Source organism: Enterobacter cloacae complex sp. 385G4, assembly GCF_057320665.1.
In genome coordinates, this window is the sequence record NZ_JBXWDD010000005.1 from 128,786 (window position 1) to 155,109 (window position 26,324).

Here is a 26,324-nt window from a genome sequence, read left to right on the forward strand (position 1 = left end):
TTGATGTTTGTTCCCTCTCCCTGTGGGAGAGGGTCAGGGTGAGGGCATCAGAGCGCATAATTACCTTAGGCCCGGTAAGCGAAGCCACCGGGCATTTTCCACCTCAGAGCTGAACCACCACCTCATCCCCCTCCGCTTTCACCACCACACCCCACTCGCTGCCCGCGTGCGAGCCGCCTTTCACGCCACTCACCTTCTGCACGTTGCGCAAGCACACTGACCAGTTTTTCGCGTCACCCGCGCCGGTAAAGGTCACAATGTCGCCCCGACGTGACGCCTTCAGCGTAAATGCCACAGACCCGTCCGGCGCAGGCACTTCGCTCACCGCCGCTGCGCCATCCTCCAGGTTAAACAGCTGGAAGGCCGTCCCCTCGTTCCAGGCGTAGTCCGGCTTCTGGTTATTGTTACCGAGCGCCAGCAGCGTGTTGTCGCGCACGTAGACCGGCAGGCTCATAAAATCGTGCTGCTGCTTATGCCAGCGGCTGCCATGGATTTCGTCGTTGTGCCACAGGTGCGTCCAGCGGCCTTCCGGCAGGTAGAACTGCACGTCCCCCGCCTCGGAGAACACCGGCGCCACCATCATGGAATCCCCCAGCATGTACTGACGGTCGAGGTAATCGCACGCCGGATCGTCCGGGAACTCCAGCATCATCGCGCGCAGCATCGGCGTGCCGAAATCGCGGGCCAGCGCCGCCTGACGGTACAGGTACGGCATCAGCTGACATTTCAGCTGCGTGAAGTGGCGCACCACGTCGCAGGACTCGTTATCGTACGCCCACGGCACGCGGTAGGATTTGCTGCCGTGCAGGCGGCTGTGGCTGGAGAACAGCCCGAACGCGCACCAGCGTTTATAGACGTGCGCCGGAGCGGTGTTTTCGAACCCGCCGATATCGTGGCTCCAGAACCCGAAGCCGGACAGGCCAATCGACAGCCCACCGCGAAGGCTTTCCGCCATCGATTCGTAGTTGGCGTAGCAGTCGCCGCCCCAGTGTACCGGGAACTGTTGCGCCCCGACGGACGCCGAGCGGGCAAACAGCACCGCCTCCTCTTCGCCGACGGTCTCTTTCAGCACGTTCCACACCAGTTCGTTATAAATGTAGGCGTAGTGGTTGTGCATCTTCTGCGGATCGGACCCGTCGAACCACTGCACGTCCGTCGGGATACGCTCGCCGAAGTCGGTCTTGAAGCAGTCAACGCCGATATCCACCAGGCCTTTAAGCTTGTCGGCATACCACCGGCATGCGTCCGGATTGGTGAAGTCGTAAATCGCCAGCCCCGGCTGCCATTTGTCCCACTGCCACAGAGAGCCGTCCGGGCGCTTGAGCAGGTAGCCCTTCTCTTTCAGCTCCTGGAAGATCGGGGATTTCTGGCCGATGTACGGGTTAATCCACACGCAGACCTTCAGCCCTTTCTCTTTCAGGCGGCGGATCATCCCTTCCGGATCCGGGAAGGTCACCGGGTCCCACTCGAAGTCGCACCACTGGAAGGCCTTCATCCAGAAGCAGTCGAAGTGGAACACATGCAGCGGCAGGTCGCGTTCGGCCATGCCGTCGATAAAGCTGTTGACCGTCGCTTCGTCGTAGTTGGTGGTGAACGACGTGGTCAGCCACAGGCCGAACGACCACGCCGGCGGCAGCGCCGGGCGCCCGGTGAGCTGCGTATAGCGGTTCAGCACCTCTTTTGGCGTCGGGCCGTCGATCACGAAATACTCGAGATATTCCCCTTCGACGCTGAACTGCACTTTGGACACTTTCTCGGAGCCGACTTCAAACGAGACGTTTTCCGGGTGATTCACCAGCACGCCGTAGCCGCGGTTGGTCAGGTAGAACGGGATATTTTTGTAGGACTGCTCGGTGCTGGTGCCGCCGTCGCGGTTCCAGGTTTCGACCGTCTGGCCGTTGCGCACCAGCGCGGTAAAGCGCTCGCCCAGGCCGTAGACCGTTTCCCCCACGCCCAGATCCAGACGTTCGAACACATAATTGCGGTGGGTATTGCTGTCCTGCACGTAGCCGTTGTTTTTCAGCTGGCTGCCGGTAATGCGCTGGCCGTTGCGCAGGAAATCCAGCGCCCAGAACTCGCCTTTGGTGACGCGCACGCTGACGCTGCCGCTTTTCAGCTCAGCAAATTCGGCGTTGTTTTCAATCTCGACCTTCACGTCTTTCAGAACGTTCAGCGGATAGTGCGGGCCGTTGTTCAGCGCGCCCTGGAAGTGCTCGATGCGCACCCCGACAATCCCTTCCTGCGGGGAAAACAGACGCACCGTGAACATCAACGTGTCGAGCTGCCAGGTGCGCTCACGCACGTCGCGCGGCGCAACATACACCACCAGGTCATTGCCCTGCTGCTCCACGTCGAACACCTGAACCGGATACGTCACGTTCAGACCCGGTTGAATAAGCCAGTTTCCATCACTGATTTTCATGCTTTCATCCTCTTAGTTCTGCAATTCTTTACTGACCGGCAGGTTTTCAAAATCCTGCTGATTGCGGCGCGCGCCCTGCGCCAGCTCACCCAGGATTTTGGTCAGGAAGGGGGTTTTCAGCGTGTAGTAGCGTTTGGCGATAATGGCGCTCAGCACGTAGCAGATCGCCGGCGCCAGCGTAAACAGGCCGATAATGATACTGATGGTCGCGCTGTTCTGGGTTTTGGCCGCCGCGTCGTAGCCGCCGCCTGCCAGCATCCAGCCGATCATCGCCCCGCCCAGCGCCAGGCCGAGCTTCAGCACGAACAGCGTGCCCGCGAAGCTGATGCCGGTCAGGCGTTTGCCGTTGGTCCATTCGCCGTAGTCGACGGTATCGGACATCATTACCCACTGGATTGGCGTCACCAGTTGGTGCAGCACGCCGATAACGAAGATAAAGACGAACATCAGCACGGTGGCGTGCATCGGGACGAAGAACATCGCCACGCTGACCACCGCCAGCGCGGCGTTGGTCCACCAGAAGATGCTGACCTTGCACTTCCAGTCGGTGAGCGGTTTCGCCAGCGCGGAGCCGATCAGATTGCCGACGCAGTAGGTGGTGAGAAATGCGACGAACACCTCCGGCGAGCCCATGATCCAGGTGCAGTAGTACATCATCGCCCCGCCGCGCACGCAGACGGCGAGGATATTGAGGATGGTCAGCACGCCGACGATGCGCCACTGGTCGTTTTGCCAGATATCTCGCAGGTCTTCCCGCATGGAGGTGGTGCTCGGCGGCACCTGGATGCGCTCTTTGGTGGTGAAGAAGCAGAATGCCAGCATCAGGAACGCGACCACCGACAGCACGGCGATCCCGCCCTGGAAGCCGAACGCCTTATCTTCGCCGCCAATCAGCTTCACCAGCGGCATCATCAGCACCGTGGAGAGCATGCCACCCGCCGTCGCCAGCACGAAGCGCCAGGACTGAAGGGAGATACGCTGCGTCGGGTCGCTGGTGATTACCCCGCCCAGCGCGCAGTACGGGATGTTGACCACGGTATAGAGCAGGGTCAGCAGCGTGTAGGTGATAGCGGCGTAAATCATTTTGCCGTTGAGGCTGAGGTCCGGTGTAGTGTAGGCCAGCACGCAGACGATGCCGAACGGGATGGCACCGAACAAAATCCACGGACGGAACTTGCCCCAGCGGCTGCGGGTGCGGTCGGCGATCAGCCCCATGCACGGGTCAGAGATTGCATCCAGCGCGCGCGCCAGCAGGAACATGGTGCCGACAAACCCGGCGGGAATGCCGAAGATATCGGTGTAGAAAAACATCATATAAAGCATAACGTTATCAAAAATGATGTGGCTGGCGGCGTCTCCCATGCCGTAGCCAATCTTCTCTTTTACTGACAATACTTCGCTCATATTTTTTATCCTTCACGCTGTAGGGGGCGCTGAGACCGGTTGCATTGGTTTTAAACCATTGTTTCAAAGGCGGGTATTGCGTTTTCTGGTTAGCAGATTACGTTTCTTGTTTTTTGTGATCGCGGTAAATGTTGGGCAGCACGAAATGCTAACCTGAGGATTTTCTTAAGAATTAACTGAAACAGGGGGGTACAGGTCAAAAGAGAGATGAAAAAAGTGGTGTGGGGTATGTGGTAAATGCCTGAAAGTAGCTATAATGCGCCCCGCCTCCATGTAGCAATCGAGGCGCGGAAGATCGTCATCTCCGGTGAGGTGGCTGGACTTCAAATCCAGTTGGGGGCGCCAGCGTTCCCGGGCAGGTTCGACTCCTGTGATCTTCCGCCAAAATCAATCTATTTTGCTCCTTCATTTTTCACTTCCTTCTCGAGCATCTTTATTGTAAATCCATCTGAAAAATGTAACCAACTGGCAATTAGGAATATAAAGATCTGGGAACAAGCAATATAGATATTTGGTTTGAAGATCATTCCAAAATAAAAAAACAAGGCTACAATTACAAAAATAAATCTTTTGGCACTATACCAACTAAAGTTACTATCATTGATTTTTTGTTTGACCTGTGAAATAGAGCGTGAGATTTTTGCTGCATTTTGCCCAAGAATTATTGAAGCAGCAAGACTCCAATCAGAAGAATATATTATGTCACGTAAAGGACCAAAATATATTTTAACCAAAATAAGAATTAAAAAAGGCACACAAATATATAAATACTCAGCTTTCAGATCTGATACGTAACCTTTTTTCTGTAACGCACTAAGCTGGTATTTCGAATTGCTCATCGCTTCCACCCCTAACGATATCCTCGATCTTTATAATCTTCACATTTCTTACTTCTGCTGTTTTTCGCTTATCATAAGGTTTATAAATATCATAAGTAAACTCTGCCAATAAAGTATCTTTAGGCCCAATAGGAGGTATCAGACCAGATTGATAATTCTTTATCCAATCCTTAACAAGAATTCGTGCAGTAAAAGTTTTATTCATTCTGGAACTCTTAAACGTCCATAACTGCTTACCTTCATTTATTGCGATTTTCACATATAAATAATCTTTTGCGACAACGGTTTCTTTCAACCCTAAGAACATAGTTGAAAGGTCTCCCGCGAATCGCCACTTTGTATTAATGTTTTGTGAATAAGAAGAACCTCCAAACTCGACAATTTCATCCTTAAGTATAAGATTATTGGCTTTTGAGACTGTTCCTAACATATGAGAAAGCGCTTTTCGATCAATATGTGAATCGATTTCATTGCCCAATCCATCATTAATTAATGTTTCTTCTATATTTGCAGCTAATTGATCGACTTGTTCTTCTGTCTCTGTCTCATCAGTTTCCAGTAATTGCTCAAATAATTTTGAGCCAGCAGAAGCCACTCTATTAATAAAAAAATCATGTACCAGGCCAGGAGACTGAATCAACTTGGCTTTAATGGAAGATATTTGTATATCTTCGAGATGAAATTTAAATTCCTGCTTTACATCAATTGATTTAGCCAAAATTTGTCCAAACTGCTCATACGCAGCAATGTACAAACTCATAGCTTCAAAAAGTTGGCTGGGGTTTGGTCTATCCTTTTTATAGTCTATTTTTATAAAAACATTTGCTTCCATGACGTACCTCGTTGATTGATAGCAAAATTGATTTATTTACAAGCGTTTATCAATTAATGTGATATCAGTCCCACAAGAGCAACAACCCCACAATGCAAGACAATATCGGATCAGAAGTAGTACTTCAATAAAATACTGTGTAAAAAAACAGTATATAATATTATTTGAGAATTTATTTATATAATTTCAATTACTTAAAGGTTTCCAATCGTGCTTTACAAGCCTCTTTAACCCACCTACTAAAATTCCCTTTCCCCGCAGCCTTCTCAATCTGCTCCAAAAGCTCATCCTCGAACCGGATGTTCTTCATCGTGCTTTTGGTGCGATCAAAATTTGGTTTCTTTTTCTCTTGCATGGTAGGTACCACTTCGGTTAATTTATCCGCATGTGGTACCTACCACATGGGTTCGGAATTCTGACAACGCCCAGCAGTGTTGGAGCACTAATGGGCGTCTAACCTCACCAACTATCAAGGAGTTGATTATGGCTGATTCGCATTCTACCCCAGACACAGACCAATCCGGAACCGAGCGTTCGTTAATTGTGGGATACCGCCCGAATGTTTTCGACAAATCTACGCCGAAAATCATCCTTTCCGGCAAGTGGCTGCGCGCGGCGGGCTTTGATACCGGACAGCAGGTCACGATAAAAGTCATGAAAGGATGCATCGTTTTGGTGGCGTATAACGAGCAGGAGCAGCGTTTGCAGGACGATTATAAACGGACGAAGGCAAAGCTCATTGAGATAGAGGACGCGCTTGCGGCGATCCAAACTCAGCATCGTGGAATGCGCCTCGCAAAATCAAATACAAACCACCTGGCTTAGCGGCTTTTTCTGGCATACAACCAGCCAGGCGCGTTAGACGATGTAGATGGGGAGACGACATGCAGATAAAGACGCAACCCAATCTCCCTGTTCGAACCATCAATTAGCATCTCATAAAAAGATTTTCTGATGGCGAAATTGATCAGCATTCAACTATCCGGCAATTCCGGATAGTTGGCCAGGAAAGGAGACATCAAATTTCCAGTGAGAAATCACTACAATCTCAAAGCAACACTCGTAGTTACGCTCAGCTCGTGGCACCCAGTTTCACCTTTTCCGGCCATACGGCTAGTAAAATAATATACAACGGATCTAACCCCTTCATTCTCACGCTCATACAATATCTAAATTAATAGCCAACAATTATTCACAATAAATATAATACGAAGGTTAAAATATCTTTATTTTTTATTAAAGATAAATTATTGCGATATGCATCACAGCAGAACTCCAATATTAATAGAAACTTGTGCCTATGTTTACTGTTAAAGGGTGCAATATGTATTATAGCGACTCATTAATAACATCAATAGATGCACATAAAATATTGGCTTTAAAGTTAGAACATGCCTTAACTGGCGTAAAAGATGAAGTATTAAAGCAAGCACAACTGTTAGATGATGGGGCAACACGATTAAGCTATCAACTTTCGTGCTTTACTGAAAACTATCAGGACGTATGTTTACGATTACGCAAAGAAGACTCCAGATTTTTGATAGGTATCGTCCAGTTAATAAAACACAGAGAAGTTATCTTTAAGATGCTCTATATTTATATTAAAAGTCTATTAAGCAACAAGAGTGAAAAAAAAATACATAACATACAACGAAATCTTATGTATTTAGGCATATCAATTTCATCATCGATGCTCTCCAGCCAGGCTTTTATATATTCGGCAACTATTGCAATTTGTAGTAGTGTTCATACCAACATTTGGATGAAAGAAAAGATCACATCGTTTTCTACTTATGCTGTCCTTGGTTTAAAAGTTTATGGCATCGTTGAGCAAGCATCCAGAAGCGCCAACCATCTAAAAAACTATAATGCTTATTACTATAATCTCCTTTATCAGGAAGAGCTTGAAATGATGTTTTTCTTGATTGAGCCCATAATAATGAGGTCCCCCATACTTAACCAAGCCTATGCTTCAGACAGCGACATTGCATACGCGATTTCAAGGATGATAAAGGGATGATTAAAGCTATTAAAGACTGGCTAAAAGGCCAACTCATATTTTTCCTGAGAGGCGCAACTCCCCTTTTATTTGTCGTAATATTTGCACTATTTGCCGTAACCTGGCTACCCGAAAAAATCGCAATGAATGCAACATGGTCAGTTGTAGTTATTGTAGGCCTCAATATCCTTTTACGTAAAAAAAGATAATTACTATTTAACAGGAGTAAATTATGTCAATTCCCGCACATCTGTGGTTGTTTGATGAAAATGGCTCGCCCATAGTTGGTCCATCCTTACTGCCAGCGAGATTAGGATCGTTTGAAATCCGTTCAGTTATCCATCAGGTATGGATCCCTGAGAGCTCGCATACTGGTCGTTTGACAGGCACGAGAGTTCATTCCCCCTTAAATTTGCATAAGGAATTTGATGCTGCAACGCCTGTTTTATATCGTGCTATGTGTGAAGGAAGAACATTAAAAAAAGCAGAATTGAAAATGTATCGAATTATTGACCAGGGCGTTGAGAGTGAGTATTTCAATATGATAATGGAGAACGTGAAGATCACCTCTATATCACCCCTGCTGCATCCCACCGGCTTGACGAGCACGCATCTCGAAGATATTCAACTCCGGTACGAGAAGATTACATGGAAGCATTGCGATGGGAACATTCTCTACACTGACGAATGGAATAACCGAGCTACGTATTAGGGTATCTAAAATGAAAGTACTGTTAATTTTGGCTGCACTTCTATTCCTGGTTCAAAATACATCAGCAGCCCAAATGTCCGGCTTCGCAGCCAGGTATTATCAGTATGATGGAACAACGTCGGAAGAACCCACAGAAGTGCCCCTCTATCCCACTATTACCATCGGTAAGAAAACCGTGCAAATGGAGGTTACTCATCTGGCAGACATCTCCAGCACACCAGTCAACAAAGACAGTTCCGCTTGTTGGTTCTGCCTTCATGACGACGATGACACGAATTACTGGTTCATCTCTTATAACGAAATGGGTGCAGGATTGTTAACGGCAATAGCCATAGCCAGGGATGGGATTCATAAAGAGTGTGCAAAAACAACGGAAGCTGTCAAAGTCTCAGTCGCTAATGTTCCGTTGTTGAATGCTACTCACGGGAATTTAGTTAAACTGTTCGGTAATAAGGAGATCGCCAAAAAGAAAGCAATGCTCTTTTATCATGAGACACCAGTGCAGGATGGATTCATCCAGAGTAATACGGTCTCGTATTACTTCGATGGCGAAAAAGTACGTGGCGTAATCATCGGGCAAATTACCAGCAACTAGTTCGCAGACTCCCTCTTCCACAGGAACGGGGAGTTAAGCCTGTCCACCCAACCTCATATGGAGCAACGGAAACGGATTCCCCTGCCCGTCCACTTCCGAGCGCCCGACCTGCTCAAACCCCATATGGCGATAAAATCCCACGCCCTGCGGATTCTGCTCATTCACATCCACTTCGTTCACGCCGAACGCTGCGATGGCGTGTTGCAGCAGCAATTTCCCAACGCCCTTCCCGCGGCTCGCGTCGTCAACAAATAGCATTTCAATGCGGTTTTCATCCACGCCTAAAAAGCCGTGAATAACGCCTGCGTCATCCTGGGCCATCACAACGCTGAGGTTTGGCAAATACGCGTTAAGCAATAACGGGCGCAGCGCCGCGATATCGCTTTCCTGTAAAAAGTGATGGGTGGCGCGGACGGAGGATTCCCAGATCGCGACCAGACGTTCGAAGTGTATGGGGAGTGCGGTTTCAATTTTCATAGGGGGATCATGTGCTGATAAGTAAGTTAATTCAAGTCACTCCTTGCGGACCGTACGGGAACTGACCGTGCGGTTTTTCATTCCCTACCCTAATCTCCATCACCGCATACACCCCGTCCTTCGGCACGACCACGGTGACGTTTTCCACCGGTACGCCCGCCGCCAGGTGAATATCCTGCAGCTGCTGTAGCGTCCTCGGGTGGATATCCTCCCAGCCGATACCGCGCAGCACAAAGTCAATCTGCGGGCTGCTGGTCAGCATGTTTGAGACAATCACCGCCCCGCCGGGCTTGACCAGCCGCAGCGCGCGCTGGAGAAAAATCACCGCGTCGGCGTCGTTGAAGTATTCGAAAATCCCCAGCGCGTCGACCAGTTCGGCCTGATGCTCGCCCAGCTCCAGCAGCAGGTCCTCGTTACGCACCAGCGTGTGCACCAGGTTGCGCCTGAGCAGGGTCAGCTGTTCGCCCACCACAATGCCTTCCTGCGCCGCCATGGTTTCGGCCCAGCTAAGCGCCACGGGGTCTTTATCCACCAGGGTGAGATAGACCTGCTGGCCATCGAACTTTGCTTCGCGCAGCGCCTCCAGCACCGGAATGGCGGCGCCGCTTGCCAGGCTGACCCAGTTGTTCTCGCTCTCATTGTGAATGTACTTCTCCACCAGCGCGGCAAGCACCCGGGCGCGGGCGCGCACGCCGATGGCGTCGTTCGCGTGGATAAACCACTGACGACTGTCGCTGTCCATCTTTGTGCCATCCGGCAGGCGATCCTCAAGCGGGTTTTGCACCACAAACAGCGCCAGCGCGGAGGGCACCAGCCGGGTGCGCCATGCGGTAAGCGCCGGACGGTTGCGAAAGGCCTGTTCGGAATAGCGGTTCTGCGGGACGAGCACAGCCTGCCCCCCTTCCTGATATTCGACCTGCGGAGGGCGAAGCGCTAGCTCGGCTTTCAGCGCCCGATCGAGCGCAGCGATCTCCCGGGCAGCATCGTCTTTCATCGGCCACTGGTCGCTGACGTCGGGAAATGACGCGCTGAAAATCGTCATATTTTCCGGCGCATCGCCGCGAAAAGGCTGCCAGTTCATGTCGTCTTCCCTCCGTTAGGCTTTTAACGGAAGTCTATCTAGGCGAGCCAGTAATGCCCCAGGAAGAAAGCACGATTTTTACTGCTTCACCCACACCAACTGGTCAACCCGGAAGCCCAGACTGCGCGCGGTATTCAGGTAATCCTGCTTTACCGCATCCGGGATGGTCGGCGTGCGTGACAGGATCCACAGATAGTCGCGGTTCGGGCCGCTCACCAGCGCGTACTGGTACTTATCGTCCAGCCTGATCACGTTATACCCGCCGTAGAACGGGCCGAAGAACGATACCTTCAGCGCGGCGGTGGTCGGCTCGCCGGTAAAGTAGGCTTTGCCCTCGCTCTCGTTCCACTTGTTCTTCACCGGATCAAAGCCCCGGTTAAGCACGCTGATGCCGCCGTCGCTGCGCTCGCCGTAGGTCGCCGTCACCTGTTCCAGACCGCGTTCAAAGCGGTTTTCCAGACGGGCGACTTCGTACCATTTGCCGAGATAGCGGCTGGCGTCAAAGTGGGTAATAGGCTGCACGCCTTTCGGCGGCGTGGGGGATTTACAGGCGACCAGCGTCAGGGCAATCGCAACACCGGTCACAACAGACCATAGCTTCATGTGAATTCCTTTCATTTGCACGGTTGGATGTTAAGTGTAGTGCACTGTTTCGGCGCTTCATCCCGTTCGGGAAAATTCGTAGTATATTGAGAGTATTCCTCCACCCTGGACACGGACATGGCTTACTCCATCGGCGAATTCGCCAGACTCAGCGGCATCACCGCCACCACCCTGCGGGCGTGGCAGCGTCGCTACGGTTTACTCAAGCCACAGCGCACGGAAGGCGGCCACCGCCAGTACAGCGATGAGGACGTCCAGCAGGCGCTCAAAATCCTCGACTGGGTAAAAAAAGGCGTCCCGATCGGCCAGGTCAAACCGCTGCTGGAGCGCCCGACGCCGGGGCGGACCAACAACTGGCAAACGCTGCAGCAGAGCATGCTGCAACGCCTGCAGGACGGCAAAGTCGAGTCCCTGCGCCAGATGATTTACGACGCCGGACGCGAGTACCCAAGGCCGGAACTGGTCGCGAACGTACTGCGTCCGCTGCGCAGCCAGGTCTCGGCTAACGTCGCCGCCGCCATGACCCTGCGCGCGATCCTCGACGGCATCATCATCGCCTACACCTCGTTTTGCCTCGAAGGCGATAAAAAAGCGCCGGGCGACAATATTCTGCTCAGCGGCTGGCACCTGAACGACCCGTGCGAGATCTGGCTCGAAGCCCTAACGCGCACCGGGCAGGGCCACCGCATCGACATTCTGCCGGTTCCCCCTGACGCGCTGGCGCCGGAGATTTTCCCGGAGCGGAAATGGCTGCTGGTCACCAGCGGCAAGCTCACCGCCGGGCGGAAAAAGCAGGTGGAGCAGTGGCAGCAGCAGGTATCGCTTGAAGTAATTATCCTCTGATAATTTTCTCCTGCGGGAATCTTCACGAAAAGTTGAATATTTTCCCACGCCGCAGATGCTAACGTTTTCCTGTGACGAATAACTCAACAGGAAAACACCATGAAAAAAACTGCCCCTCTGCTGATCCTGGCCTCGATGGCCTTTGCCCCTGCCGCCTTTAGCGCCCCTGCCGGCACGCTAAGCGTCCACATTCTTGACCAGCAAACCGGAATGCCGCCATCAGACGTTACCGTTACGCTGGAGAAGCAGCAGCAGGACAAATGGACTCAGGTTGCCAGCGGCAAAACCGACCAGGATGGCCGTATCAAATCGCTCTATCCGCAGGATCAGGACATGCAGCCTGGCGTCTATAAAGTGATCTTCAAAACCGCAGAGTACTTCCACGGCAAAAAGCTGGATACCTTCTTCCCGGAGATCCCGGTGCTGTTTACCGTGACCCGCACCAACGAGAAGCTGCACATCCCGCTTCTGCTTAGCCAGTACGGCTACTCAACCTACAAGGGCAGTTAAGAGGCATTGATTTTAAAGGATTATAAAAATAGTTCCGCGAATACTTGGACAAATTAGTCATGTTGTGTAAGTTTTAGTTATATGAACGGGAGGACTACACCATGACAACGAAACCTGTGCTCGGTATTAGCGGATGTTTGACCGGATCCGCCGTTCGCTTTGACGGCGGACATAAGCGCATGGGCTTCATCATGGATGAGCTGGCCCAGTGGGTGAATTTCAGGCCCGTCTGCCCGGAGATGGCCATCGGCCTGCCGACGCCTCGCCCGGCGCTGCGTCTGATCGTCACGACAGACGGAGAAACGCAGATGCGCTTCAGCCACGCGCCTCACGAAGACGTTACGCAGAAAATGGCCGACTTTGCGGCAGATTATTTGCCGAAAATCGGCGATCTCGCAGGCTTCGTTGTCTGTGCAAAATCCCCAAGCTGCGGCATGGAACGCGTGCGCCTGTACGATGAAAACGGCAACCGGGGCCGCAAGGAGGGGGTCGGGCTGTTCACCGCCGCCCTCCTTGAAACCTTGCCGTGGCTGCCCGTTGAAGAGGACGGACGCCTGCACGACCCGGTGCTGCGGGAAAACTTCGTCGAGCGCGTTTTTGCTCTGCACGAACTCAACACGCTGCGTAAAAATGGCCTGACGCGCCGCGCGCTGCTGGACTTCCACAGCCGCTATAAGCTTCAGCTGCTGGCGCACCATCAGGCGGGCTACCGTGAGATTGGCCCGTTCGTTGCCTCGCTGCACGAGTGGGAAGACCTGGACGCCTTCTTCGTGGCGTACCGGGAAAAGCTGATGACCATCCTGAAAAAACCCGCCTCGCGGAAGAATCACACCAACGTGCTGATGCATATTCAGGGCTATTTCCGTAACCAGCTCAACACCCGCCAGCGCGGCGAGCTGCGCGATGTGATCCTGCATTATCGCAACGGACAGTTGCCTATCCTCGCGCCGATCACGCTGCTGAAGCACTACCTGGCCGAATACCCCGACCGGTATCTGATGACGCAAAACTACTTTGATCCCTATCCTGATGATTTGGGTCTGCGTCTGGCAGTCAAGTGATGAAAAAAATGCGAAGGCCCCATTGACCCATAGAGGCCCAAAGCAGTACCCCGTTTAGACGACATCCTCACTGTCGTCTCTTTTTTGCATTTCATCTTAAAGGCTGTGATTATATACAGGCTTATTCTGCAAAAGGGGCCTGCCTGTGATCAACACCCTGCACATTCAAAACTACCGCTCCATCCGCGAGATGTCGCTGGAGCTGGAGCAGCTCAATATCGTCTTCGGGCCGAACGGTACCGGGAAATCCAATATTTACAAGGCGATACACCTGATGCACAGCGCCGCGCAAGGGCAGTTTTCCCAGGCGCTGGCGAACGAGGGCGGCATTCTGAAGGTGTTCTGGGCAGGCAAAACCCGCAGCGACCAGCTGCGGCGGATGAACCTGGCGGTGGAAACAGAGACCTACGAATACGAGCTGCAGGTCGGGTTTGTGGAGAAGCTGCCCTATCCCTCACAGTTTCAGCTCGACCCGGTGATCAAAGAGGAGTCCATCTGGCTGAGCGGCCAGCACCGTCGTCCTTCGTCACAGCTGATGAAGCGCAGGAATCAGGCCGTGTTTCTGAACAACGTGCATCATGAAAAAGTGACCCACAGCGGCACGCTGTACGAGAACGAATCGGTATTCGGGCAGCTTGGCGAACCGCACCTTTACCCGGAAGTGTCGCAGATGCGCGAGTCCCTGCGTAACTGGCGCTTTTATCATGAGTTTTCTGTATCAATCGGCTCGGCGATGCGCGCCCCGCAGGTCGGTTTCCGCTCCCCGGTGCTGGCCAGCGACGGTGCCAACCTGGCTGCGGCGTTTCAGACCATCGTGGAGATTGGCGACGAGCTGCTGCTGATGCGCATCCTTGACCAGGCCTTCCCCGGCTGCGTGTTTTACAGCGACAACAGCGGCGGACATTTTCGCATGATGATGCAGCGCGAGGGGCTGAGCAGGCCGCTGGAACCGGCGGAGTTCTCCGACGGCACCCTGCGCTTTCTGTGCCTGGCGGTGGCGCTGTTAAGCCCGCGCCCGCCGGCGTTTATCGCGTTAAACGAACCGGAAAACAGCCTGCACCCACAGATGCTGCCCGCTCTGGCGAGCTTAATCGCCGAGGCCAGCCACTACTCGCAGATCTGGCTCACCAGCCACTCGCCGGAGCTGGCGACGTTGATTGAGAAGCACAGATCGTTTTCGCTGTATCAGCTGTCGATGGCGGAGGGGGAGACGAGGGTGGAGAGACTGGGGTAAGTGTTTGTTTCCTTAATTACTTTTCTCCAGTCATCCCTCTCATGGTCGCCATCAACGACGATGATGATTTCCGCAGGTATATGCTTCAGCGAATTCAGGGCTCGCGATACATTATCCAATTTATTGTTGTCAGTTTCTGCTGGCTGGATAATCTGTAAACATTGGTTATCAGATGAGAAAATTAAAATGGATATTGCACTTTTCCCTGGTCAGAACACCCGTGCATGGGCTGAAACAATGATTAACCTTGAAGCCCGAAAGCTTATCAATACTGCGAATATTGTCGGAGGGCAACATCTCAGCGACGGACTCGCACGAATTAAATTTATGGATAATATTCGGCAATTTGTAATGCAACAGTTTAGCGCTACCCGGGCGGCCAGAAGTCATGATGAGTGCATGGAATGCCTGAAAAACATCCGGGCTGAGAACGAAAGTCTTCTTGATCAAAGCAGAATGCTTCGCTCACGTACAGCTCAGCTTTTTGCTCAGATTGAACTGGTTAAAGAAAATAACAAAGTCATCGGTTACTTTATCTCGTCGATAAAGGTTGTACTTTCCGGGTTACAGATTGTTGCAGGCGTTGGTGCAATGATGACAATGAATCCAGTGGGTGCGCTTGCAGGAGCGATTCTGGTTATGGATGGTGCAAATGCTATTTCAAAAGAAATTAACAGAACGCTTCAACATCAACCAAATTCTGAAGGTATGCTGGCAGATGGCGTCATGGATATCGCTCAGTTTATGGGATTTAAACGTGAATCAGCACTGGGAGTCTTCAACAGCGTAAGCCTGGCAGCAAGCGTCTATACGGTATTTGGCGCCATCCGAAAACCCGAATCATGGCGTCTGTTTCGCTATCTCCCGCTGGATTTCTACCGCAAGGTCGACGGTATGAATCGCGCAGCGCTCACTATGAAAATTGTCGGCTGGGGTGTCTCTGCAAAAGTCTCGTTTGATTTAATTTCTAATGCGTCTGGCCAGAACTAATGTATTTCTTTCTGTAGCGCCAGGCTTTGTAGGTAATGACCGGGGGTTGAAAAAACCAGACAATCGCCAACACGATGAAAAGAGAGATGCCCCCGGAAACAAGATTGTAATGTTCAGCGAAAAAAATAAGCGCCAGGAAAATCAGAGCCACAGCCGCAGTAATACACAGAACCATGATAAATCGCTTACCTAACTCAAGCACGACCTCGAGCAAGGATGAACCATAACGACTGATGTTTCGGTTCAGATACGCTAACTCTTTTACGGTGAAACCTGATTCAAGTAACTGCGTTTCAATATTGTTCATGCCACTACCTTTTCTTCTGGAAAGTAACGTGCAATATCTTAACCGGAAGAGATGCGTCTTGTAACCCGTCTGATACATCAGCATTTTCAGCAAAAAAACAGGACCACGCTAAAAAGACACTGGCGCTAAAGTAGAAAATAATAGATTACGGTGTTTAAAGCGCGCTCGTTAGGGGCGTTCGTAGCCGTCACCCCGAAAATGTCCCCCACGCCTTTTTATTCAATCGCGACAGAATTATAAAGACGGATGAACACGGAACGTCTTTCGCCACTCCGCTGGGCTCACCCCAAAGCGCGCCTTAAACTGCTGTCGCCAGGTGACGGCGGAATTAAATCCCACCAGCTCCGCCACGCTCTCAACGGGCATATTTCCGGCTTCAAGCAAAATCTGGCTGCGCCGCAGGCGTTCGGCGGTAAGCCAGTCGGCGACGCTCATCCCCGTGGCTTTAATAAAATGGCGGGTCAGCGTGCGGCGGCTCATCGAAACCACCTCCGCCAGCGAGTCCAGACTATGCGGTTCGGTGATGTGCTGCTGCAGGTAGTCGATGAGGCAGTTAATACGTGCGTCACGGGTATCTTTCGGAACCGGCTGGGCGATGAACTGCGCCTGCCCGCCCTCGCGATGGGGCGGGACAATCATCCGACGGGCAATCTGGTTGGCGACGACGCTGCCAAAACGCTGGCGAATGATGTACAGGCAGCAGTCCAGCGCAGCCGCGGTACCGGCAGAGGTAATGATATTGCCGTCATCCACGTAGAGAGCATTGATATCCAGCTGGACGTTCGGAAAGAGCGACTGGAAGTGATGTTCAAACTCCCAGTGGGTGGCGGCCCGTTTACCGTCGAGGATCCCCGCCCAGGCCAGCACAAACGACCCCAGACACAGGCCGACAATTTCCGCGCCGTTGTCTCTCGCCAACACAAGGCTGTCGAGCAGCGCCTGAGGCGGCCGTTCAAGGACGTGCTGCCAGTAGGGAACGACAACAATGTCGGCCTGCCCGATGGCGGTGTAATCCTGCGTGGCGTTGAGGGCAAACCCGTCTTTTGAGGTAAGAAACCCCGGCGTTTCGGCGCAGATCGTCACGTTAAAGCGCTTTTCGCCGGAGACCGAATCACCAAACAGAATGCAGGGAACGGAGTAGTGGAACGGGCTGAACCCGTCTACCGCGACAATCGCGACGTTGATTAGCGACATCTGTCTCTCCTTTCCCGTTAACGCACTCAGAATATAACGGTTTCGCCATCCTGGGGAATGCTCACCACATCGCTCACCTGGTTGGCTTCGACGTACTCACGCAGCGCGCTGCGGGTCAACAGGCAGTGGTTAATCGCCTCCATGTGGCTCGCGACGATTTTAGCCTGCGGCAGCAGGAAATGAACGTTGAGCACGTCCTCCTGCCCCATAATAATGGGCCCAAAGCCGATGACGTGGGCATAACCGGCGTTCAGTACCACAACATCTGGCTGGTGTTTTTGCAGATCGGCTGCCACCTCTTCGCGCCAGATGGTATCCCCGGCAAGATAGAGCGTCTTCTCATCAGGATGACGCAGCACCACGCCACAGGCCTCGCCCAGCCGCTCCGCCAGTTCTGGCACGGCGTAAGCGCGGTCGGTCCCGTGCTGGCCGCCGTACGTTTTCGCAATCCGAACCTCCCCGAAGGTGGTCTCGTCGGTCATGATCGTCAGGTTGGTAAATCCCTGGCTGCGCAGCAGCGCGGCGTCACGATCGTTTTGCACGTAGATCGGTTTGTCTTTGGCGATCAGCTCTGCCGCGGTGCGATCCCAGTGATCGTCATGGGTATGGGTGACGATCACCGCGTCAGCGTCCAGCAGCGTATTGACGTCGACGGGGAGTTCGACCGTCGGGTTACGGCGTTCGGCATGCGCCGTACCGGGAAAGCCCGGATAAGCGCCTTTCGGGGCCAGCATCGGGTCGATTAAAAGACGTTTTCCGGCGTAGGTAATCAGCAGGGTGGCATTGCGAATTTGGGTAATGTTCATGGGCTATCCTCCGGTTGGTGTGATAAGGAGGATAGCCAGCCGTCACAATTGGCGCTGTGGGTTAAAGGGCGATTACCGATGGAATCGGGCCATTTTCATCACCGCGTTTTCTGCCGGCACCTTTACCAGCCCGGCACCGCCCCGCCGTTAAAGATCGTCTCTGCCGCTTTCGCCACTTCCGGTGACTGATACGACTGGATAAACGCCTTCACGTTCTCCGCGTCTTTGTTGTCTTCGCGCGTCACCACGATGTTCACGTACGGCGAGTTTTTATCTTCAATAAAGACGCTGTCATGCACCGGCGATAGCCCTGTTTGCTGAATATAGGTAGTGCTGATGATGGCGACATCCACTTTCGGGTCATCCAGCACGCGCGGCAGTTGTGCCCCTTCCAGTTCCATGATTTTCAGCTGCTTAGGGTTGGCGGTAATATCCAGCGCCGTCGGCAGCAGCCCGGTGTCCGGCTTCAGGGTGATGAGCTTCTCTTTTTGCAGCAGCAGCAGCGCGCGGCCAAGGTTGGTCGGATCGTTTGGAATGGCGATAGTCGCCCCGTCCTTCAGGTCAGAGACGGATTTGATTTTGCGGGAATAGCCAGCCATCGGGAAAACAAAGGTGTTCGCCACGGCCACCAGCTTGTAGCCATGCGCCTTGTTATCTTCTGCAAGGAACGGGCGATGCTGGAAAACGTTGGCATCCAGCTCTCCCTGGTTAGTGGCATCGTTAGGCAACAGCGAGCCGCTGAATCCGACCAGCTCCACGTCCAGGCCATATTTTTCTTTTGCCACCTTTTTGGCGACTTCCGCCACGTCCTGTTCAGCGCCGTTGATGACGCCCACTTTTATGTGTTTGGCATCGCTGCCACTTTGATCGCACCCTGCCAGCAGCAGGCCAGCGAGAACCAGAGCACCCAATCGACGTTTCACGAGAAAGTTCCTTTTGCTGAATGTTGTAGTGACTATATCGACAACGAGACGGTGAAATAAAAAACGAAAAAGAATCAATAAGAAGGATAAGTTATATGCGGGTATGGCCGGGTGACGCTGCGCTTACCCGGCCTACGGATTCAGAGCTTAAAGGGCTTTCGCCAGGTAATGTCGCTGCATGCCCGGGTACGGATAATCCTGCAAAGACATCTGCAGCTGGTACCCCTGTTTTTCATAGAACGGGCGCGCCTGGAAGCTGACGGTATCCACCAGCGCATGCTTGCAGCCTTTGCGTCTGGCTTCCTCTTCCGCCGTTTTGATAAGCTGGCTGCCCACGCCGGTACCCCGCACGGTGTCGCTGACCCAGAGAAAGTCGATATTCAGCCAGTCGCCTTTACGCACTCCAATGAGCCCGCCGAGCATGACGCCTTTATCGTCTCGTACATAAACGCCAATGTCGCCGCTAAAGTTTGTCAGATCGATAAACTGTCCGTTATAGGCTCTTAACCCCACAAATAGCTCTTCTTTTTCTGCGGGTGTTACATTATAAGTAATGCTCAGGTGCATATTTCTCTCCTTATTTTCCGCGCAATTTGAATATCTCACAGCTTAACCTTCATAAAAACTCCTAATTTCCTCCATTTTTTTAATACAGAAACATTCATTCAATAACTAAATAAAAAAAGCCTTTCCAATACGCACCCAAAACGTATACTGAGAACGATCATTCTCACTTTTACACGGTAGACGACGATGAGCACAAAGCTGGAAGAACGACAAAAACAACGTCAGGACGAAATCATCACCGCCGCGCGTCGCTGCTTTCGCGCCAGCGGATTTCACGCCGCCAGCATGTCGCAAATTGCCAGTGAGGCGAAGCTTAGTGTCGGGCAAATTTACCGTTATTTCAGTAACAAAGACGCGATTATTGAAGAGATGATCCGCCGCATTATCGACTCACGCATCGAAGGGATGCAGGACAAAACGGTGGTGGAAGGGATGCCGCAGGCGCTCGCCTGGCGTCAGACGCTCAACGAAGACGACGATGCGTTGATGCTCGAAATGTCTGCCGAGGCGACCCGTAACCCGCAGGTGGCGGCCATGATGATCGCAGCCGATGCCCGGATGTTTACCAACGCCTGTGCGCACCTGAAAAAACAATTTCCCCATCTGAGCGATGAACATATTCGCTGCTGCGTGGAAATTACCGCGGTGATGATCGAAGGCACGATTTACCGTCGACTCGCGCCTTTAAAAGTACCGTCAGAACAATTAGAGCCTATCTATCAGAATATTTTAAATATGCTTTTCTCTGCGAAGTAATCGCATGTGAATAATTAGCGGGAATAAGTAATTTCCCAATTTAACATTTCCGGCCACGCCGGAGATGCGGTATCGCTGTGCCTTTAAATAGCCCCCCTCCCTGTTGATCCTTTAACAGGGCAGGCATCGTTCACCCTGGAAAAAGATTATGAAAACCATAACAACCTCCATCGCGGCATTACTCCTCCTGACCGGGTGCGATAATGCGCAAACATCTGCTCCCCAGCATCCTCTTCCGGATGTGGGGATTGTCACCCTCATGAGCCAGCCGGTCTCCGTCGTCAGCGAGCTCACGGGCCGCACCACCGCCGCCATGAGCGCCGAAGTGCGCCCGCAGGTGGGCGGCATTATTCAGAAGAGGTTGTTTACCGAAGGCGATACCGTGAAGGCCGGACAGGCGCTGTATCAAATTGACCCTTCCAGCTACCGCGCGGCGTTTGATGAAGCCGCCGCGGCGCTGAAACAGGCCCAGGCGCTGGTGCAGGCCGACTGCCAGAAAGCCCAGCGCTATGCGCAGCTGGTGAAAGACGACGGCGTGTCGCGTCAGGACGCAGAAGACGCGAAGTCCACCTGCGGGCAGGACAAGGCCAGCGTTGAATCAAAGAAGGCCGCGCAGGAGAGCGCGCGCATTAACCTCAACTGGACCACCGTCACCGCGCCGATTGCCGGACGCATCGGCATCTCCTCCGTCACCCCCGGCGCGCTGGTCACCGCCCAGCAGGATACCGCGCTCGCCACCATTCGCGGGCTGGACAGCATGTACGTCGACTTAACCCGTTCCAGCGCCGATCTGCTGCGTTTACGCAAGCAAACCCTTGCCACCAATAGCGATACGCTAAGCGTGTCGTTAATCCTCGAAGACGGCAGCACCTACAGCGAGAAAGGCCGCCTGGCGTTAACCGAAGTGGCGGTGGATGAATCAACCGGCTCGGTCACGCTGCGCGCCGTCTTCCCGAACCCGCAGCATCAGCTCCTGCCGGGCATGTTTGTCCGCGCCAGGGTGGATGAAGGCGTCATGAGCGACGCGATCCTCGCGCCGCAGCAGGGCATCACCCGTGACGCCAAAGGCACCGCTACCGCTCTGGTGGTCAATGCCAGCAACAAGGTCGAGCAGCGTCAGCTGGAAACGGGGGACACCTACGGCGACAAATGGCTGGTGCTGAGCGGGCTGAAGGCGGGCGACAGGCTGATTGTGGAAGGTACTGACAAAGTCACCGCCGGGCAGGAAGTGAAGGCCGAAGAGATGAAAGCCAACGGAGGAAACGCCTGATGTTTTCCCGTTTCTTCGTGCGTCGCCCGGTCTTTGCCTGGGTTATCGCTATTCTTATCATGCTCGCCGGGATGCTGGCCATCCGCACGCTGCCGGTCGCGCAGTACCCGGACGTTGCGCCGCCGTCGATCAAAATCTCCGCCACCTATACCGGTGCCTCCGCGCAAACGCTGGAAAACAGCGTGACGCAGGTGATCGAGCAGCAGCTGACCGGGCTGGATAACCTGCTCTACTTCACCTCCACCAGCAGCTCGGACGGATCGGTGAGCATTACCGTCACCTTCGAGCAGGGCACTGACCCGGACACCGCTCAGGTGCAGGTGCAGAACAAAGTCCAGCAGGCGGAATCGCGCCTGCCCACCGAGGTGCAGCAGTCCGGGATCACCGTCGAAAAATCCCAGAGCAACTTCCTGCTGATCATGGGCGTGTACGATAAAACCGACACCGCCAGCAGCTCGGATATTGCCGACTGGCTGGTGAGTAATATGCAGGATCCGCTGGCGCGCGTGGAAGGCGTCGGGAGCCTGCAGGTGTTCGGGGCGGAATACGCGATGCGCATCTGGCTCGATCCGGCGAAGCTGGCGTCCTACTCGCTGATGCCGTCCGACGTGCAGAGCGCGATTGAAGCGCAGAACGTGCAGGTCTCCGCCGGTAAAATCGGCGCGCTGCCCTCGTCGAACGCCCAGCAGCTGACCGCCACCGTCCGCGCCCAGTCGCGCCTGCAGACGGTGGATCAGTTTAAAAACATCATTGTGAAGAGCCAGTCCAACGGCGCGGTGGTGCGCATCAGCGATGTCGCCCGCGTGGAGATGGGCAGCGAAGATTATACCGCCACTGCGAAGCTCAACGGCCACCCGGCGGCGGGTATGGCAGTCATGCTCTCACCGGGTGCGAACGCGCTCAACACTGCGACGGCGGTGAAAGACAAGATTGCCGAGTTCAAAAAGTCGATGCCGGAAGGCTACGACGTGGCCTACCCGAAGGACAGCACCGAGTTCATCAAGATCTCCGTTGAGGACGTGATTCAGACCCTGTTCGAAGCCATTGTCCTCGTGGTGGTGGTGATGTACCTGTTCCTGCAAAACATCCGCGCGACGCTGATCCCCGCGTTGGCGGTACCTGTCGTTCTGCTGGGTACCTTCGGCGTGCTGGCGCTGTTCGGCTACTCCATCAATACCCTGACGCTGTTTGCGATGGTGCTGGCGATTGGGCTTTTGGTGGATGACGCCATCGTGGTGGTGGAAAACGTCGAGCGTATTATGCGCGACGAGGGGCTGCCCGCCCGGGAAGCCACCGAGAAATCGATGGGCGAAATCTCCGGCGCGCTGATCGCCATTGCGCTGGTGCTCTCTGCGGTATTCCTGCCGATGGCCTTCTTCGGCGGCTCTACCGGGGTCATTTACCGTCAGTTCTCGGTCACCATCATTTCGGCGATGTTCCTCTCCGTGGTGGTGGCGTTGACCCTGACGCCCGCGCTCTGCGGCTCGATTCTGAGCCACACTGCGCCGCACAAAAAGGGCTTCTTCGGCGCGTTCAACCGCTTCTACAGCAGGACCGAGCACGGCTATCAGAACAAGGTGCTGCGCGCTCTGCGCCGTTCCGGCGGCATGCTGGCGATCTACGCCCTGCTCTGCGGCGCGATGGGCTTCGCCATGCTTAAGCTGCCGGGCAGCTTCCTGCCGACGGAAGACCAGGGCGAAATCATGGTGCAGTACACCCTGCCAGCCGGCGCGACGACGGTACGTACCGCCGAAGTCAGCCGCCAGGTGCGCGAGTGGTTCCTCACCAAAGAGAAAGCCAATACCAACGTGATCTTTACCATTGAAGGCTTTAGCTTCAGCGGCAGCGGTCAGAACGCCGGGATGGCGTTCGTCTCCCTGAAAAACTGGTCAGAGCGTAAAGGCGAGGAAAACACCGCTCAGGCCATTGCCCTGCGCGCCACGCAGGAGCTGAGCACCATTCGGGATGCCACCATTTTCGCCATGACGCCCCCGGCGGTGGATGGTTTAGGCCAGAGCAACGGCTTTACCTTTGAGCTGATGGCCAGCGGCGGCACCGACCGCGATGCGCTGCTGAAACTGCGTAACCAGCTGATTGGCGAAGCCAACCAGGACAGCTCGCTGCACGCCGTGCGCGCCAACGATCTGCCGCAGATGCCGCAGCTTCAGGTGGATATCGACAACAACAAGGCCGTGTCGCTGGGGCTGTCCCTGAGCGACGTCACCGACACCCTCTCCAGCGCCTGGGGCGGGACCTACGTGAACGACTTTATCGATCGCGGCCGCGTGAAAAAGGTCTACATCCAGGGCGACAGCGACTATCGCGCCGTGCCGTCCGATCTCAACAAATGGTATGTGCGCGGCAGCGACAGCACCATGACCCCGTTCTCCGCCTTCGCCACCACGCGCTGGGAGTATGGCCCGGAAAGCCTGGTGCGCTACAACGGCTCGGCGGCGTATGAGATACAGGGCGAAAACGCCAGCGGCGCGAGCTCCGGCACGGCGATGAGCAAAATGGAGCAGCTGGCAAACAGCCTGCCGTCCGGCAGCACCTGGGCGTGGAGCGGTTTGTCCTTACAGGAAAAACTGGCGAGCGGTCAGGCAATGAGCCTTTATGCCCTCTCGATCCTGGTTGTGTTCCTTTGTCTGGCGGCGCTGTATGAAAGCTGGTCGGTGCCGATTTCGGTCATCCTGGTGATCCCGCTTGGGGTGCTGGGTGCGGCGCTTGCCGCCTCCCTGCGCGGCCTGAGCAATGACGTCTACTTCCAGGTGGCGCTGCTCACCACTATCGGCCTGTCGTCGAAGAACGCCATCCTGATTGTCGAGTTTGCCGAAGCCAAAGTTGCAGAAGGTTACTCCCTGACGCGCGCCGCCCTGCGTGCCGCCCAGACGCGTCTGCGTCCCATCATCATGACGTCGCTGGCGTTTATCGCAGGGGTGACGCCGCTGGCCGTTGCAACCGGTGCCGGTGCCAACAGCCGCGTGGCAATTGGTACTGGCATTATCGGCGGAACGCTGGCCGCGACGCTGCTGGCGATCTTCTTCGTCCCTTTATTCTTTGTACTGGTGAAACGTCTGTTCTCCGGTAAACACGCGAACCGGAGGTCATAATGTTTCGTGTCACTGTTTTAGCGTTAGCCCTGCTGAGCGCAGGGTGTGTGTCGTTAGACCCTACCTATCAACGCCCGGACGCTCCCGTCCCGGCGACCTTGCCCGGCGCGCACGGCGAAGCCACCGCCGTGGTGAGCCAGTGGCAGCAGGTGATGAACGACGCGAGGCTGAAAAGCGTGGTGAAGATGGCGCTGAACAGCAACCGCGACGTGCAAAAAGCGATCGCGGATATCGACGCCGCCCGCGCACAGTACGGTGAAACGCGTTCGTCCCTGTTCCCGACGGTGGATGCAGAACTGAGCCACACCCGCAGCCGCACGCTGGCAAGCGGCGTTGCGACAAGCGACGAAGCCAACGGCGCGGTCTCCAGCTTCGAGCTGGATCTGTTTGGCCGGAACCAGAGCCTCTCCCGCGCCGCGCGTGAAACCTGGCTTGCCAGCGAGTTCACCGCGCAGAACACGCGCCTGACGATGGTTAGCGAGCTGACCACGGCCTGGGTGACGCTGGCGGCGGATAACAGCAACCTGGCGCTGGCGAAATCCACAATGGAGAGCGCGGCAAACTCGCTGAAGATTGTGAAGCGCCAGCAGGAAGTGGGCGTCGCGGCGGCTACGGACGTCAGTGAAGCGATGGCGGTTTACCAGCAGGCGCGCGCCAGCGTAGCGAGCTACCGGACGCAGGTAATGCAGGACAAAAACGCCCTCAATCTGCTTGCGGGCGACACGGTGCCGGACAACCTGCTGCCGGGCACGCTGGAGAGCCTGAGCGATAACGCCATCACGCTGATCCCGGCGGGCGTCAGCTCCAGCGCGCTGCTGCGTCGCCCGGACATTCAGGAAGCCGAGCATAACCTGCTGAGCGCCAACGCCAATATCGGCGCGGCGCGCGCCAACTTCTTCCCGACCATTTCACTGACCGCCAGCGCGGGCGTCGGCAGCGACTCGCTCTCCTCCCTGTTCAGCCACGGGATGAAGGTCTGGTCATTCGCGCCGTCCATCACCCTGCCGCTGTTCAGCGGTGGCAACAATCTGGCGCAGCTGCGTTATGCAGAAGCCGAGAAAAAAGGGTTAATTGCGACCTACGAAAAAGCCATCCAGAGCGCGTTTAAAGACGTGGCCGACGCGCTGGCGCGCCGTGAAACGCTCAGCGAGCAGCTTGATGCCCAGCGAGAATACGTGGCGGCCGAGCAAAAAACGCTGGATGTGGCAACGCGCAGCTATAAGGCGGGCGCGGGGGATTATCTGACGGTACTGACCGCACAGCGGTCGCTGTGGTCGGCGCAGGAATCGCTGATTGCGCTGCAGCAAACCGACCTGGAGAACCGCATCACGCTGTGGCAGTCGCTGGGCGGGGGGATCCAGTAACCTTATCGGTGGGCGATTCTCATGCGCAGAAAAGAGAAAATCATACTTTCGACTGGAATCGCTACACTGAATGTAACGATATATTTCATGGGAAGCCTGTGACGTCTAAAGGGGGTTGTTGATGAAAGCTGCGCACCTGGTCTGCCTGCTGGTTTGTCTGCTCTTCGCCGCGTTTGTCCATGCTCAGGAAAAGGACGATCCGGCGAAAGAGGCGCAGATTAAGCAGCAGGTCCTGAAAGATATTAAGAAAACCTGTACGCCACAGAAAAAGCAGAGCGATAAGGCCTGGCAGGAGATGATTTTGTCGTCCGAGGCCAATCAGCTGCTGATCAAAAACGCCATCACCGCCGTGAAGCGCGACAACCTGGACGCCTACTGGGCTGCGGTTGGTCAGGTGGATTGTCTGGAAGATTATTGAGTTCTCG

The 26,324-nt window shown here is 54.4% G+C and carries 28 protein-coding genes and 1 tRNA gene; 16 read left to right on the forward strand and 13 right to left on the reverse strand.

What is annotated here, in order from left to right; genetic code table 11:
• Positions 1–103 precede the first annotated feature (103 nt).
• Entirely contained in the window at positions 104–2,422 is a 2,319-nt protein-coding gene (yicI, locus tag AC2FAJ_RS15160) for an alpha-xylosidase (protein ID WP_485454280.1), read from the reverse strand.
• Between the two features lie 12 nt (positions 2,423–2,434).
• Complete coding sequence (locus AC2FAJ_RS15165) at positions 2,435–3,826, reverse strand: glycoside-pentoside-hexuronide family transporter (RefSeq protein WP_485454281.1); 1,392 nt, start codon at positions 3,824–3,826, stop codon at positions 2,435–2,437.
• 289 nt (positions 3,827–4,115) lie between these two features.
• Here AC2FAJ_RS15165 and AC2FAJ_RS15170 point away from each other — a divergent pair.
• Positions 4,116–4,210, forward strand: a tRNA-Sec gene (locus tag AC2FAJ_RS15170).
• A gap of 8 nt (positions 4,211–4,218) precedes the next feature.
• Here AC2FAJ_RS15170 and AC2FAJ_RS15175 read toward each other — a convergent pair.
• From AC2FAJ_RS15175 to AC2FAJ_RS15185, 3 genes are all read right to left on the reverse strand, one after another.
• Entirely contained in the window at positions 4,219–4,665 is a 447-nt protein-coding gene (locus AC2FAJ_RS15175; protein ID WP_485454282.1) for a hypothetical protein, read from the reverse strand.
• Positions 4,640–5,497, reverse strand: coding sequence for a hypothetical protein (locus AC2FAJ_RS15180; protein WP_485454283.1), 858 nt, complete (start codon positions 5,495–5,497; stop codon positions 4,640–4,642). Before AC2FAJ_RS15180 ends, AC2FAJ_RS15175 begins: the two co-directional genes overlap by 26 nt.
• 190 nt (positions 5,498–5,687) lie before the next feature.
• Complete coding sequence (locus AC2FAJ_RS15185; protein ID WP_213826993.1) at positions 5,688–5,852, reverse strand: YlcI/YnfO family protein; 165 nt, start codon at positions 5,850–5,852, stop codon at positions 5,688–5,690.
• A 128-nt stretch (positions 5,853–5,980) separates the two neighbouring features.
• Between AC2FAJ_RS15185 and AC2FAJ_RS15190 the strand changes: the two genes are divergently transcribed.
• From AC2FAJ_RS15190 to AC2FAJ_RS15210, 5 genes are all read left to right on the forward strand, one after another.
• Complete coding sequence (locus AC2FAJ_RS15190) at positions 5,981–6,322, forward strand: SymE family type I addiction module toxin (RefSeq protein WP_485454284.1); 342 nt, start codon at positions 5,981–5,983, stop codon at positions 6,320–6,322.
• 499 nt (positions 6,323–6,821) lie between these two features.
• Positions 6,822–7,517 (forward strand): hypothetical protein, encoded by a 696-nt coding sequence (locus AC2FAJ_RS15195; RefSeq protein ID WP_485454285.1) that lies wholly within the window; start codon positions 6,822–6,824, stop codon positions 7,515–7,517.
• The gene (locus AC2FAJ_RS15200) at positions 7,514–7,705 is read left to right on the forward strand and encodes a hypothetical protein (RefSeq protein ID WP_060571989.1); all 192 of its coding nucleotides are present in this window, start codon (positions 7,514–7,516) and stop codon (positions 7,703–7,705) included. Before AC2FAJ_RS15195 ends, AC2FAJ_RS15200 begins: the two co-directional genes overlap by 4 nt.
• 23 nt (positions 7,706–7,728) lie before the next feature.
• Positions 7,729–8,208 (forward strand): Hcp family type VI secretion system effector, encoded by a 480-nt coding sequence (locus tag AC2FAJ_RS15205; RefSeq protein ID WP_023326420.1) that lies wholly within the window; start codon positions 7,729–7,731, stop codon positions 8,206–8,208.
• A gap of 10 nt (positions 8,209–8,218) precedes the next feature.
• A complete protein-coding gene (locus AC2FAJ_RS15210) occupies positions 8,219–8,803 on the forward strand; it encodes a hypothetical protein (RefSeq protein WP_485454286.1) in 585 nt (194 codons plus the stop codon).
• A 33-nt stretch (positions 8,804–8,836) separates the two neighbouring features.
• Here the strand turns inward: AC2FAJ_RS15210 and AC2FAJ_RS15215 are convergent, their stop codons facing one another.
• From AC2FAJ_RS15215 to AC2FAJ_RS15225, 3 genes are all read right to left on the reverse strand, one after another.
• Positions 8,837–9,280, reverse strand: a complete 444-nt coding sequence (locus AC2FAJ_RS15215; protein ID WP_060571987.1) for an acetyltransferase — start codon at positions 9,278–9,280, stop codon at positions 8,837–8,839.
• 31 nt (positions 9,281–9,311) lie between these two features.
• Entirely contained in the window at positions 9,312–10,361 is a 1,050-nt protein-coding gene (locus AC2FAJ_RS15220; protein WP_485454287.1) for a class I SAM-dependent methyltransferase, read from the reverse strand.
• 78 nt (positions 10,362–10,439) lie between these two features.
• Positions 10,440–10,964: a lipocalin family protein gene (locus AC2FAJ_RS15225; RefSeq protein ID WP_485454288.1), complete on the reverse strand. Its 525-nt coding sequence runs from the start codon at positions 10,962–10,964 to the stop codon at positions 10,440–10,442.
• A gap of 117 nt (positions 10,965–11,081) precedes the next feature.
• On the opposite strand from AC2FAJ_RS15225, the gene AC2FAJ_RS15230 reads away from it, so the two are divergent.
• The 5 genes from AC2FAJ_RS15230 (at position 11,082) to AC2FAJ_RS15250 (ending at position 15,602) form a co-directional block, all read left to right on the forward strand.
• The gene (locus AC2FAJ_RS15230) at positions 11,082–11,807 is read left to right on the forward strand and encodes a MerR family transcriptional regulator (protein ID WP_028014996.1); all 726 of its coding nucleotides are present in this window, start codon (positions 11,082–11,084) and stop codon (positions 11,805–11,807) included.
• A 99-nt stretch (positions 11,808–11,906) separates the two neighbouring features.
• Positions 11,907–12,317, forward strand: coding sequence for a hydroxyisourate hydrolase (uraH, locus tag AC2FAJ_RS15235; RefSeq protein ID WP_485454289.1), 411 nt, complete (start codon positions 11,907–11,909; stop codon positions 12,315–12,317).
• Between the two features lie 101 nt (positions 12,318–12,418).
• The gene (locus AC2FAJ_RS15240) at positions 12,419–13,378 is read left to right on the forward strand and encodes a YbgA family protein (protein ID WP_041911685.1); all 960 of its coding nucleotides are present in this window, start codon (positions 12,419–12,421) and stop codon (positions 13,376–13,378) included.
• A 145-nt stretch (positions 13,379–13,523) separates the two neighbouring features.
• Positions 13,524–14,612, forward strand: coding sequence for an AAA family ATPase (locus tag AC2FAJ_RS15245; protein WP_193359844.1), 1,089 nt, complete (start codon positions 13,524–13,526; stop codon positions 14,610–14,612).
• Positions 14,613–14,798: 186 nt separating this feature from the next.
• Complete coding sequence (locus tag AC2FAJ_RS15250) at positions 14,799–15,602, forward strand: DUF4225 domain-containing protein (RefSeq protein WP_485454290.1); 804 nt, start codon at positions 14,799–14,801, stop codon at positions 15,600–15,602.
• On the opposite strand, the gene AC2FAJ_RS15255 is transcribed toward AC2FAJ_RS15250, so the two are convergent.
• The 5 genes from AC2FAJ_RS15255 to AC2FAJ_RS15275 all read right to left on the reverse strand — a co-directional run bounded on the left by AC2FAJ_RS15255 (position 15,580) and on the right by AC2FAJ_RS15275 (position 19,399).
• A complete protein-coding gene (locus AC2FAJ_RS15255; protein ID WP_041911688.1) occupies positions 15,580–15,909 on the reverse strand; it encodes a hypothetical protein in 330 nt (109 codons plus the stop codon). The two genes, AC2FAJ_RS15250 and AC2FAJ_RS15255, sit on opposite strands and share 23 nt — an antisense overlap.
• A gap of 234 nt (positions 15,910–16,143) precedes the next feature.
• The gene (locus AC2FAJ_RS15260) at positions 16,144–17,103 is read right to left on the reverse strand and encodes a GlxA family transcriptional regulator (protein ID WP_041911689.1); all 960 of its coding nucleotides are present in this window, start codon (positions 17,101–17,103) and stop codon (positions 16,144–16,146) included.
• 26 nt (positions 17,104–17,129) lie between these two features.
• Positions 17,130–17,909 (reverse strand): MBL fold metallo-hydrolase, encoded by a 780-nt coding sequence (locus AC2FAJ_RS15265; protein ID WP_041911690.1) that lies wholly within the window; start codon positions 17,907–17,909, stop codon positions 17,130–17,132.
• 122 nt (positions 17,910–18,031) lie between these two features.
• Positions 18,032–18,832: a lipoprotein NlpA gene (gene nlpA, locus AC2FAJ_RS15270; protein WP_028014989.1), complete on the reverse strand. Its 801-nt coding sequence runs from the start codon at positions 18,830–18,832 to the stop codon at positions 18,032–18,034.
• Between the two features lie 147 nt (positions 18,833–18,979).
• Positions 18,980–19,399 (reverse strand): GNAT family N-acetyltransferase, encoded by a 420-nt coding sequence (locus AC2FAJ_RS15275; RefSeq protein WP_041911691.1) that lies wholly within the window; start codon positions 19,397–19,399, stop codon positions 18,980–18,982.
• Positions 19,400–19,585: 186 nt separating this feature from the next.
• Here AC2FAJ_RS15275 and AC2FAJ_RS15280 point away from each other — a divergent pair, with 186 nt between their 5' ends.
• The 5 genes from AC2FAJ_RS15280 (at position 19,586) to AC2FAJ_RS15300 (ending at position 26,317) form a co-directional block, all read left to right on the forward strand.
• The gene (locus AC2FAJ_RS15280; RefSeq protein ID WP_041911692.1) at positions 19,586–20,155 is read left to right on the forward strand and encodes a TetR/AcrR family transcriptional regulator; all 570 of its coding nucleotides are present in this window, start codon (positions 19,586–19,588) and stop codon (positions 20,153–20,155) included.
• A 148-nt stretch (positions 20,156–20,303) separates the two neighbouring features.
• Complete coding sequence (locus AC2FAJ_RS15285; RefSeq protein WP_041911693.1) at positions 20,304–21,425, forward strand: efflux RND transporter periplasmic adaptor subunit; 1,122 nt, start codon at positions 20,304–20,306, stop codon at positions 21,423–21,425.
• Entirely contained in the window at positions 21,425–24,535 is a 3,111-nt protein-coding gene (locus tag AC2FAJ_RS15290) for an efflux RND transporter permease subunit (RefSeq protein ID WP_041911694.1), read from the forward strand. Before AC2FAJ_RS15285 ends, AC2FAJ_RS15290 begins: the two co-directional genes overlap by 1 nt.
• The gene (locus tag AC2FAJ_RS15295) at positions 24,535–25,899 is read left to right on the forward strand and encodes an efflux transporter outer membrane subunit (RefSeq protein WP_252008779.1); all 1,365 of its coding nucleotides are present in this window, start codon (positions 24,535–24,537) and stop codon (positions 25,897–25,899) included. The genes AC2FAJ_RS15290 and AC2FAJ_RS15295 overlap by 1 nt, the downstream gene beginning before the upstream one ends.
• A 121-nt stretch (positions 25,900–26,020) precedes the next feature.
• On the forward strand, positions 26,021–26,317 hold the full coding sequence (locus AC2FAJ_RS15300; protein WP_028014983.1) for a YicS family protein: 297 nt from the start codon (positions 26,021–26,023) through the stop codon (positions 26,315–26,317).
• Positions 26,318–26,324 lie beyond the last annotated feature (7 nt).

Excerpts from the sequence above, each read along its gene's own strand:
- AC2FAJ_RS15210 (WP_485454286.1), top strand. The coding sequence starts at position 8,219 with ATGAAAGTACTGTTAATTTTGGCTGCACTTCTATTCCTGGTTCAAAAT.
- AC2FAJ_RS15285 (WP_041911693.1), top strand. The coding sequence starts at position 20,304 with ATGAAAACCATAACAACCTCCATCGCGGCATTACTCCTCCTGACCGGG.
- yicI (WP_485454280.1), bottom strand. The coding sequence starts at position 2,422 with ATGAAAATCAGTGATGGAAACTGGCTTATTCAACCGGGTCTGAACGTG.
- AC2FAJ_RS15200 (WP_060571989.1), top strand. The coding sequence starts at position 7,514 with ATGATTAAAGCTATTAAAGACTGGCTAAAAGGCCAACTCATATTTTTC.
- AC2FAJ_RS15265 (WP_041911690.1), bottom strand. The coding sequence starts at position 17,909 with ATGAACATTACCCAAATTCGCAATGCCACCCTGCTGATTACCTACGCC.
- uraH (WP_485454289.1), top strand. The coding sequence starts at position 11,907 with ATGAAAAAAACTGCCCCTCTGCTGATCCTGGCCTCGATGGCCTTTGCC.
- AC2FAJ_RS15225 (WP_485454288.1), bottom strand. The coding sequence starts at position 10,964 with ATGAAGCTATGGTCTGTTGTGACCGGTGTTGCGATTGCCCTGACGCTG.
- AC2FAJ_RS15165 (WP_485454281.1), bottom strand. The coding sequence starts at position 3,826 with ATGAGCGAAGTATTGTCAGTAAAAGAGAAGATTGGCTACGGCATGGGA.
- AC2FAJ_RS15295 (WP_252008779.1), top strand. The coding sequence starts at position 24,535 with ATGTTTCGTGTCACTGTTTTAGCGTTAGCCCTGCTGAGCGCAGGGTGT.
- AC2FAJ_RS15255 (WP_041911688.1), bottom strand. The coding sequence starts at position 15,909 with ATGAACAATATTGAAACGCAGTTACTTGAATCAGGTTTCACCGTAAAA.
- AC2FAJ_RS15275 (WP_041911691.1), bottom strand. The coding sequence starts at position 19,399 with ATGCACCTGAGCATTACTTATAATGTAACACCCGCAGAAAAAGAAGAG.
- AC2FAJ_RS15220 (WP_485454287.1), bottom strand. The coding sequence starts at position 10,361 with ATGAACTGGCAGCCTTTTCGCGGCGATGCGCCGGAAAATATGACGATT.
- AC2FAJ_RS15205 (WP_023326420.1), top strand. The coding sequence starts at position 7,729 with ATGTCAATTCCCGCACATCTGTGGTTGTTTGATGAAAATGGCTCGCCC.
- AC2FAJ_RS15215 (WP_060571987.1), bottom strand. The coding sequence starts at position 9,280 with ATGAAAATTGAAACCGCACTCCCCATACACTTCGAACGTCTGGTCGCG.
- AC2FAJ_RS15185 (WP_213826993.1), bottom strand. The coding sequence starts at position 5,852 with ATGCAAGAGAAAAAGAAACCAAATTTTGATCGCACCAAAAGCACGATG.
- AC2FAJ_RS15240 (WP_041911685.1), top strand. The coding sequence starts at position 12,419 with ATGACAACGAAACCTGTGCTCGGTATTAGCGGATGTTTGACCGGATCC.
- AC2FAJ_RS15290 (WP_041911694.1), top strand. The coding sequence starts at position 21,425 with ATGTTTTCCCGTTTCTTCGTGCGTCGCCCGGTCTTTGCCTGGGTTATC.
- AC2FAJ_RS15175 (WP_485454282.1), bottom strand. The coding sequence starts at position 4,665 with ATGAGCAATTCGAAATACCAGCTTAGTGCGTTACAGAAAAAAGGTTAC.
- AC2FAJ_RS15195 (WP_485454285.1), top strand. The coding sequence starts at position 6,822 with ATGTATTATAGCGACTCATTAATAACATCAATAGATGCACATAAAATA.
- AC2FAJ_RS15280 (WP_041911692.1), top strand. The coding sequence starts at position 19,586 with ATGAGCACAAAGCTGGAAGAACGACAAAAACAACGTCAGGACGAAATC.
- AC2FAJ_RS15260 (WP_041911689.1), bottom strand. The coding sequence starts at position 17,103 with ATGTCGCTAATCAACGTCGCGATTGTCGCGGTAGACGGGTTCAGCCCG.
- AC2FAJ_RS15250 (WP_485454290.1), top strand. The coding sequence starts at position 14,799 with ATGGATATTGCACTTTTCCCTGGTCAGAACACCCGTGCATGGGCTGAA.
- AC2FAJ_RS15190 (WP_485454284.1), top strand. The coding sequence starts at position 5,981 with ATGGCTGATTCGCATTCTACCCCAGACACAGACCAATCCGGAACCGAG.
- AC2FAJ_RS15300 (WP_028014983.1), top strand. The coding sequence starts at position 26,021 with ATGAAAGCTGCGCACCTGGTCTGCCTGCTGGTTTGTCTGCTCTTCGCC.
- AC2FAJ_RS15230 (WP_028014996.1), top strand. The coding sequence starts at position 11,082 with ATGGCTTACTCCATCGGCGAATTCGCCAGACTCAGCGGCATCACCGCC.
- AC2FAJ_RS15180 (WP_485454283.1), bottom strand. The coding sequence starts at position 5,497 with ATGGAAGCAAATGTTTTTATAAAAATAGACTATAAAAAGGATAGACCA.